Genomic DNA, 7,095 nt, shown 5'->3' on the forward strand with positions numbered 1-7,095 from the left:
CGCCAAAAAAGTATATCGGCAAGCGTGCCTATGTTATTGTTTTAAAAAATTGATTTTCCAATTTTGTCCCAATGCCTATCATACCCTATTTAACCATAAATTCATGGAAAACGTATCTGAAAAATAAAAATTGTTTGGAGGATGCAAAAATCTATGACTGAATATTGCAGTATCTGTGGCGAAGAATTAGATCCAGAAGAAGAGCCTTTTGGTATATGTGAGAGTTGTAGGCTCTCTGAAAAAAATAGCCATGTGGGCGACATAGAAGATGTAGAACCAGATATGAGGTAGTTACGTTAAGTTTAAATTACTATTATTAGTTTTAGGTTACACTATATAATGGGATGTAGAGTTGCTTATGGATTTATTGTCATTTTATAACTCAGATGTTTTCAAATGGGTGGTTCTCCCAATACTTATTTTTGCCTCACGTTTGATCGATGTTTCTCTTGGGACCATTAGGATTATTTTTGTGTCCAGAGGTATAAGTATCTTGCTCCTCTTATTGGTTTTATTGAGATAAATATTTGGCTTCTTGCAATCGGTCAGATTATACAGAACTTGGATAACATCGTGTGTTATATTGCCGTATGCTGGTGGTTTTGCTATGGGTAATCTTCTTGGGATTTTAATTGAGGAAAAACTTAGTATCGGATTAGCTATTGTTCGTATTATCACAAAACATGATGCTACAAAATTGATTGAGTATCTTAAATCTATGGAGTATGGTGTTACTATTGTGGATGCTGAAGGTGTCAAGGGTCCTGTTAAACTAATTTTTGCTGTTGTTAAAAGAGTAGATCTTAAAAAAATCTTAGGTGATATTGAGAGGATTCACCCCCATGCTTTTTATTCAGTTAAGGATGTTCGCTCTGTTGGGGAAGCTATTTTGCCGTCTTCTAAAAATCGTCGTTTCTTTCGAGCGGTTGGAAAAGGAAAATGAAAAATTTTTTTATTAGCTTTTTCTTAGTATATCTTTTATTTCTTTGTTTGTAAGTTTGTAGAATTTTTTCTTTTTGTCAATAACCGCTATCTCAAAGGAGTCTGCATTCAGCTTTTTTTTGTTTATTTTTTGGATGGCTTTAAAGCTTATATCAATTGCTGTATCAAGATTTAGATCTTTTTCATAAGTGTTTTTTAGATATGTCATAACGTTTGTGCTGTTTGCTCCTTCGCATACAGCTTTGTATTCCAAGAATACTCCTGATGGGTCTGTTGAATATAGTTTTTTACCAGTGTTGTCAATCCCAGCTATAATAAGTGCTACGCCAAATGGTCTTATCCCATCGTATTGTGTAAATGCATGCTTATATTCACATATGATATCGGTTAATGCTTTTATTGTTATATCTTCATCGTATGTTATTTTGTTTATTTGTGCTTCTTCTTGTGCTATTTCTACTAGGCGTTGTGCATCTGCTGATAGCCCTGCGAATGCACATCCTATGTAGTCGTCTATTTGGAATATTTTTTCCATCTTTTGTATTTCAACTAGGTGTGATGGATAGTTTTTGTAAGCAATTAATACTACGCCATCTTTGTATTTCAAACCGAGTGTTGTTGATCCTTTGTTTATCGCCTCACGTGCGTATTCTACCTGATATAGTCTACCATCTGGTGAAAATATTGTGCTTGCTTGGTCGTATAGTGCTCCATCTGGTTCCATTAAATTAGCTCCATTTTTCTATTTTTTTGTCAGGAATGTAATGATTATGTTATATATTTATCCAAGGCGGTTGGAGATTTGTACCAGTATTTTGCTTTTTGGTCCTTTTTTGTCAACTAATACTCTGCCTTCTTTTTTCCAGTGTTTTGAGGGGTGTGCTGAGTCTTTTTCTAAAACTGGGTTGAGTCCTAGTGATTTCGCTGATTTAATTATGTTTTCTATACTAGGTTTTTCAACGGCATGTTTTTTTGAAATCCGTCTTCCTTCTTTTTTTGTAAGTGTTTTGTCAAAATAGACAGGCCAAATAACGTATTTCCCCTCGTTTTTAGAAACCATAAATAAATTCCCCATTAGGGTTGTTTTATTTTTCTATTAATACAGCGTGTATAGCCCCTGTTTGTCCAGGGCGTGATGTTATGCGTGCTTTACCTATTTTAGTATTTATTATGGCTCCTTTGTTCATTATGTTTCTTCTTATGTAGTGTAGGTTTGCTGGGTTGTCTACGACTGTTATTATCTCTGTTTTTGTGGTTTTATTTGTTTTTTTGTCTAAGACATATGCTATGTTTGCTGTTTTTATTTTGGTTTTTTTATGTTTTCCTCTGGTTCTAACAATTTTTGTTCTGTTCTCACCTATAGTTGTTAGGGTTTGTTCTCCACCTATTTCAAACCTTCTTTTGCTGCGGGCGTATCGAATCCTTCGCCCTGTTTTGCATCTCTTAGCTTTCCCTTGCCACAGTGCCATTGAAAAAAGGTGAATATGGAAGTTATATTTAAACAATATGGATAAGGTTTTTTTTAGAATTCTTTAAGTGTTTTCTGAAGTTCATCTGGTAAAACGATTTGTCTCTCTATTTCTCTCCATTCTAGGTTGTAGTCAGATAAAAGTTTTTTTACTAGGTCTGGTACACGTGGAGCACATAGTATGCCTCTTACGTTTGCTTCATCTACATCCTTTTTTATGTCGTTAACATACATCCTGAGTTGCTGTGCTGCGCTGATATTTGCTAGGCTGCGTTTTACTTCTATGACAACTGGTGTATGGTTTTTGTCGTAGCCAAATAGATCGATTACACCTGATTTAATATGTTTTTCACGTTTGGATATACGTAACCCCTCTTCTATTATATCTGGGTTTTTTGTTATCTGATTAACGACGTCTGTTTCCATGCCAGCTATAACAAGTTTTGCTTTATCTTTTAATGATGTTGTTACTACTAGTTTTATGTCACGGAATTTTATAGTCATCTTCTCAGGAGGGTTTTTGTGATGAGTTTTCAGCACAAGATGATTGTTTTCTATGCTGTAATCTGTTTTTGTACCAGCTGGTTGCCAGTTCACAGGTTCACGCATAACTGGTTGATGAACTAGCACTGTACCATCTTGTTTTATCATTATGATACGTTCTCCCCAATCAAGTAGAGAACGTGCGCGCCCATGGTAATCAATCATGCAGTCGCCGATTAAAACAAGCATTGTTTTATCTGGCTTAGATTTATGGTATATTTTTATGAAATCGATAGCCATTTTAGGTGTTGGGTTAACTATGTTATTTATCATCATCTATCCTCAACGTATAATATACTTTTTTTAAGAAACAGAGAAAAACTGATGGTTTTTCTCTAAATTTGTGCTAGTTTTTCTTGGTAATTTTCTACCAGATATTTTTTACCTTTCTGAATAACGCTGTGTCCTTCTGATTCCAAAAGTTTTTTTATATTAACTACTCCACCAAGGTATTTCTCGTTAATTACTCCTCCTGATTTAAGTGTACGCCAATATGGTGTTATATTTTTCTTTTCCTCGGCTGCATCTTCTTCTGTTGCATGTGCTGCGACCCAAGCAAATATACCGGTTGTTATAGGGCATCCAATTGTTGCACCATGTTTCTTTGCAAGTGTTTCGCGTATCTCATTGATGGTGATTAGTTTACCTTTTGGAACGTTTTTCATTATCTGATCTACCTCCATCGGTGCTGGTATAACGCATGCGCCTGTCCCCCATCTTTTACTCATCTTATCATCTATTTCTATAACCTTTGGTAAATCCTTATTGTCCGCCAGTTTTTCATGCCATGATCTCTTAGACACCATTTTTTTCATCTTATTATCAATCTATAAATGCTTTAAAAACTTAAGTTTTTGTTTAATTTCCCTCTTTTTGGAATTACAAAACTAGGTCCTCAAAAACATCTCAGCATGTTCTATGCCAGCCTCAAAAAAGATTCTCCCTCTTGTTTTAAAACCAAGTTTTTTGTAAAAACCAACTGTATCGATTCTTGAATGAAGATAAATTTCACTGATATTACTATTGTTTTTACAATGCTCTATAATATATTTTACAATCTGTTTGCCAAAACCTTGGTGTCTATAGTGTTTTAGGACAGCAACGCGTTCTAGTCTCGTTCTTTCATCTGTTCGTAAACGTGCACAACCAACCGGTTTTTTATCAAGATATGCTATTATATGTTTTGCAGTAGAATCCAGGCCATCTAACTCTAGATCTAATGGTACATTTTGCTCTTCAACAAAAACAGTTTTTCTTATATCAATAACCTTGTCGAATTCTTTCTTGTTATCCACAAATTTTATTTCTAATTTTTTCACAAAACTGTATAAAATTGTTCTGGTATAAAAACAAGATGGAGTAAATACTATAAAAAGAGGATAACTATTATATGAGTTGTGTTGTATGGGTGGTGTTGACTGGTTTAAAAACGCAATAATATACCATATTTTGATTGATAGATTCTATGGTTTTACTAGTACAACAAACTGGGATAAACCAATATTCCTAGGTGGCAAAATAAGGGGGGTAACAGAAAAAATACCATATCTATTAGATCTTGGTGTAAACACTATTTGGATATCACCATTTTACCAGACAAACACATACCATGGTTATCATGTAACAGATTTTTACCAGGTGGGTCCACGTTTTGGTACAATAGAAGATTTAAAAGAACTGATAAAAACAGTTCATAGAAACAATATGCATATCATAGCAGATTTTGTGCCAAACCATTGTTCAAAAGAGCACCCTTTTTTCAAAGAGGCTCAACAAAACAAAAACAGTCGATACAGGGATTGGTTCTATTTCACAAAATGGCCAGATGAGTACCTATGTTTTCTAAGTGTTAAAGATCTACCAAAAATAAACCTTGATAACCCAGATGCCAGAGAATATATGATAAACGTGGCAAAACATTGGCTTAGACAAGGGTTAGATGGCTGTAGATTGGATCATGTTATAGGGGCTTCGCATAATTTCTGGGGGTGTTTTAGAAAAGAAATAAAAAAAGAAAACCCAAATGTTGTATTGATTGGGGAGGCTTGGATGCAGGGTGTTAAGATATATGAGCTGAAAACAATAAAGGTTAGGGGTAAATACTTGAAATGGTTTTTTGGCGCCTCATCAGACAATCTTTTTAAAGAATACATAGGTGAACTAGATGGGGTATTGGATTTTAAGATACAAGAGATGATAAGGGATTATGTTGCTAACAAAAAATCTTATCAAACAAAGCGAGCTTTGTACACTAAAATTAATCATCATCTTCGGAAGTATCCAGATGGTTATTTTTTGCCAACATTCCTGGATAACCATGACATGAACAGGATATTGTTTGAATGTAAAAATAACAAGGAAAAACTTAAGGAGGCGGCAGAGATACAATTCTCAATAAATCAACCACCTATCATATATTATGGTACTGAGATTGGTATGTCGCAGGATAAGTCTATATGGGAGTTTTTATCATATGGGGATCTGCAGGCACGGCAGCCGATGAACTGGGAAAAACAGGATAGGAGTTTGTTTTCTTTTTATGAGGGGCTTATCCAGGAGAGAAAGAGGGGGATGTTCGGAAATTTCCGAACAAAAACAAACAGTTTTTAAATGACTATAGAATAAATATATTATTGTTATGCCTAAGGTTACGCTTGATCGTGAGACATTTAAGGCGCTTGCATCTGATACTAGACTAGATATACTCAGAGCTTTAGATGGTAAAAGTATGAGTTTAAATGATATTTGTAGGGCTACTAATCTTAACAAGGCGACACTCCATGAGCATTTGACAAAACTTAGTGAGGTGGGTTTGATAAAGAAGAATGAGCGAGAGGGGCATAAATGGGTTTATTATAGACTTAGTTGGAAGGGGGAATGCTTGCTTCACCCTGAGAACTCTAGGATAGTTGTTTTATTTAGTATTACATTTATTTCGCTTTTTGTTGGTATAATTCAACTAATTAATTTTGCGCGGGGAAAGGTTGTAGGGCTTGCAAGCACCTTTGGTGGTTCTAGTACAATTCATATGTATGCTGCAGAAGGCGATTATATTAATCTGGCGATAAATAGTGGTCTCAGGTATCTTGGGGATTTACCTGCTCAGAATCAGACTCTGTCGAAGCTTTCTATGTTTTTAAACAAGAACATACAGATAAGGAATATTTTGGGTCAGCAGGTTAACTACTCAGATATTAAATGGGATGCTGTTTATCCTGCAAAACAAGTAAGTGTTACAGCGGATGCACTTCTTAGAGGAGAGTCTTTAGCAGATTCATCAAATGCACAAGCTATGGTGGCTTTTATTCAAGATCCGGTTTTGTTGTATATTGCTATTGGTTGTATAGTATTATTTATGGTTCTCTTTTCCATAGGTATTTGGAGGCTTTGGGAGAATAAAACCCAAAAAATCTAATACTACTTTGCTAAAACTGTAAAAACCTTAGAAATAATCAAGGTTATATTTCTTTTAACTCAAGTTTTTTTGTGTTTCATCAGAGTCGTCGTTTTCGATAAAATCAAAGAGCGTTTTCTGCATCCGCATCACCAAAAGTCTGTATGGCGAAATGAGGTTATATTCTTTTCGCAAAAAATCTGTTTTTTTAGAACAATGTTTTTTTTTTTGAAAAAAGGAATCAAAAAAAGTTTTTTTGATACCCGTAAGTCTTTGATGGTGTACATTGTTTTTGGGTTTTGTTTGTTTTATCCCTGCTTTTAGTTTTTTTTGCTGATTATCTGCTATTTCTTTAATAATAATTGCATTATTGTGCTCATTAACCTTTGAAGTAGGTTATAATTTTTCAAAAATGGTCTAGGTGTACTAAGCTTGTTACTTTCCTCTGAAAGCCCTGCGTAGTTATAGGTAATCGCAAAAACCCAATGTTGTTCATTACCTGCCCAGGTGTATTGATAAGGTGATTCGTTGTCGGTTAGTTGCAACTCATCATCAAGATAAAACTCTACACGTTCCACTTTACTTACTTCATCACTTGTGGTTGCAGTAAAAATTACTTTGTCTTTTCCTGATGATTTCTTGGTTAACTTTATGGTTGGTGGGGTTTGATCAATTTTAAAGCTTATAGGCATTGTTAAATTATGATTTTCACCTTTTTTGTCAATCCAAAACCAGGGTATCTTGTAAG

The 7,095-nt window shown here is 34.6% G+C and carries 12 protein-coding genes; 5 read left to right on the forward strand and 7 right to left on the reverse strand.

Annotated elements, in window-relative coordinates:
• Positions 1–153 precede the first annotated feature (153 nt).
• From QHH19_06120 to QHH19_06130, 3 genes are all read left to right on the forward strand, one after another.
• On the forward strand, positions 154–291 hold the full coding sequence (locus QHH19_06120; GenBank protein MDH7517901.1) for a hypothetical protein: 138 nt from the start codon (positions 154–156) through the stop codon (positions 289–291).
• A 234-nt stretch (positions 292–525) separates the two neighbouring features.
• Entirely contained in the window at positions 526–615 is a 90-nt protein-coding gene (locus QHH19_06125; protein MDH7517902.1) for a hypothetical protein, read from the forward strand.
• Positions 608–943: a DUF2179 domain-containing protein gene (locus QHH19_06130; protein MDH7517903.1), complete on the forward strand. Its 336-nt coding sequence runs from the start codon at positions 608–610 to the stop codon at positions 941–943. The genes QHH19_06125 and QHH19_06130 overlap by 8 nt, the downstream gene beginning before the upstream one ends.
• 12 nt (positions 944–955) lie before the next feature.
• On the opposite strand, the gene psmA is transcribed toward QHH19_06130, so the two are convergent.
• The 6 genes from psmA to QHH19_06160 all read right to left on the reverse strand — a co-directional run bounded on the left by psmA (position 956) and on the right by QHH19_06160 (position 4,272).
• Positions 956–1,666, reverse strand: coding sequence for an archaeal proteasome endopeptidase complex subunit alpha (gene psmA, locus QHH19_06135; GenBank protein ID MDH7517904.1), 711 nt, complete (start codon positions 1,664–1,666; stop codon positions 956–958).
• A 57-nt stretch (positions 1,667–1,723) separates the two neighbouring features.
• Positions 1,724–2,002 (reverse strand): signal recognition particle subunit SRP19/SEC65 family protein, encoded by a 279-nt coding sequence (locus tag QHH19_06140; GenBank protein MDH7517905.1) that lies wholly within the window; start codon positions 2,000–2,002, stop codon positions 1,724–1,726.
• Positions 2,003–2,027: 25 nt separating this feature from the next.
• Positions 2,028–2,411, reverse strand: coding sequence for a 30S ribosomal protein S8e (locus QHH19_06145; protein ID MDH7517906.1), 384 nt, complete (start codon positions 2,409–2,411; stop codon positions 2,028–2,030).
• A gap of 53 nt (positions 2,412–2,464) precedes the next feature.
• Positions 2,465–3,229 (reverse strand): endonuclease NucS, encoded by a 765-nt coding sequence (gene nucS / locus QHH19_06150; GenBank protein ID MDH7517907.1) that lies wholly within the window; start codon positions 3,227–3,229, stop codon positions 2,465–2,467.
• Between the two features lie 59 nt (positions 3,230–3,288).
• Positions 3,289–3,759: an MGMT family protein gene (locus QHH19_06155; protein MDH7517908.1), complete on the reverse strand. Its 471-nt coding sequence runs from the start codon at positions 3,757–3,759 to the stop codon at positions 3,289–3,291.
• Positions 3,760–3,840: 81 nt separating this feature from the next.
• Positions 3,841–4,272, reverse strand: a complete 432-nt coding sequence (locus QHH19_06160) for a GNAT family N-acetyltransferase (GenBank protein ID MDH7517909.1) — start codon at positions 4,270–4,272, stop codon at positions 3,841–3,843.
• An 85-nt stretch (positions 4,273–4,357) separates the two neighbouring features.
• Here QHH19_06160 and QHH19_06165 point away from each other — a divergent pair, with 85 nt between their 5' ends.
• Both QHH19_06165 and QHH19_06170 read left to right on the forward strand, forming a co-directional pair.
• On the forward strand, positions 4,358–5,563 hold the full coding sequence (locus QHH19_06165; GenBank protein MDH7517910.1) for an alpha-amylase family glycosyl hydrolase: 1,206 nt from the start codon (positions 4,358–4,360) through the stop codon (positions 5,561–5,563).
• A gap of 28 nt (positions 5,564–5,591) precedes the next feature.
• Positions 5,592–6,368, forward strand: a complete 777-nt coding sequence (locus QHH19_06170) for a winged helix-turn-helix domain-containing protein (GenBank protein ID MDH7517911.1) — start codon at positions 5,592–5,594, stop codon at positions 6,366–6,368.
• 323 nt (positions 6,369–6,691) lie between these two features.
• On the opposite strand, the gene QHH19_06175 is transcribed toward QHH19_06170, so the two are convergent.
• Positions 6,692–7,095, reverse strand: a 404-nt coding sequence (locus QHH19_06175; GenBank protein MDH7517912.1) for an Ig-like domain-containing protein, incomplete at its 5' end; no start/stop codon positions are given.

Source organism: Candidatus Thermoplasmatota archaeon, assembly GCA_029907305.1.
GTDB lineage: Archaea > Thermoplasmatota > E2 > DHVEG-1 > DHVEG-1 > JARYMC01.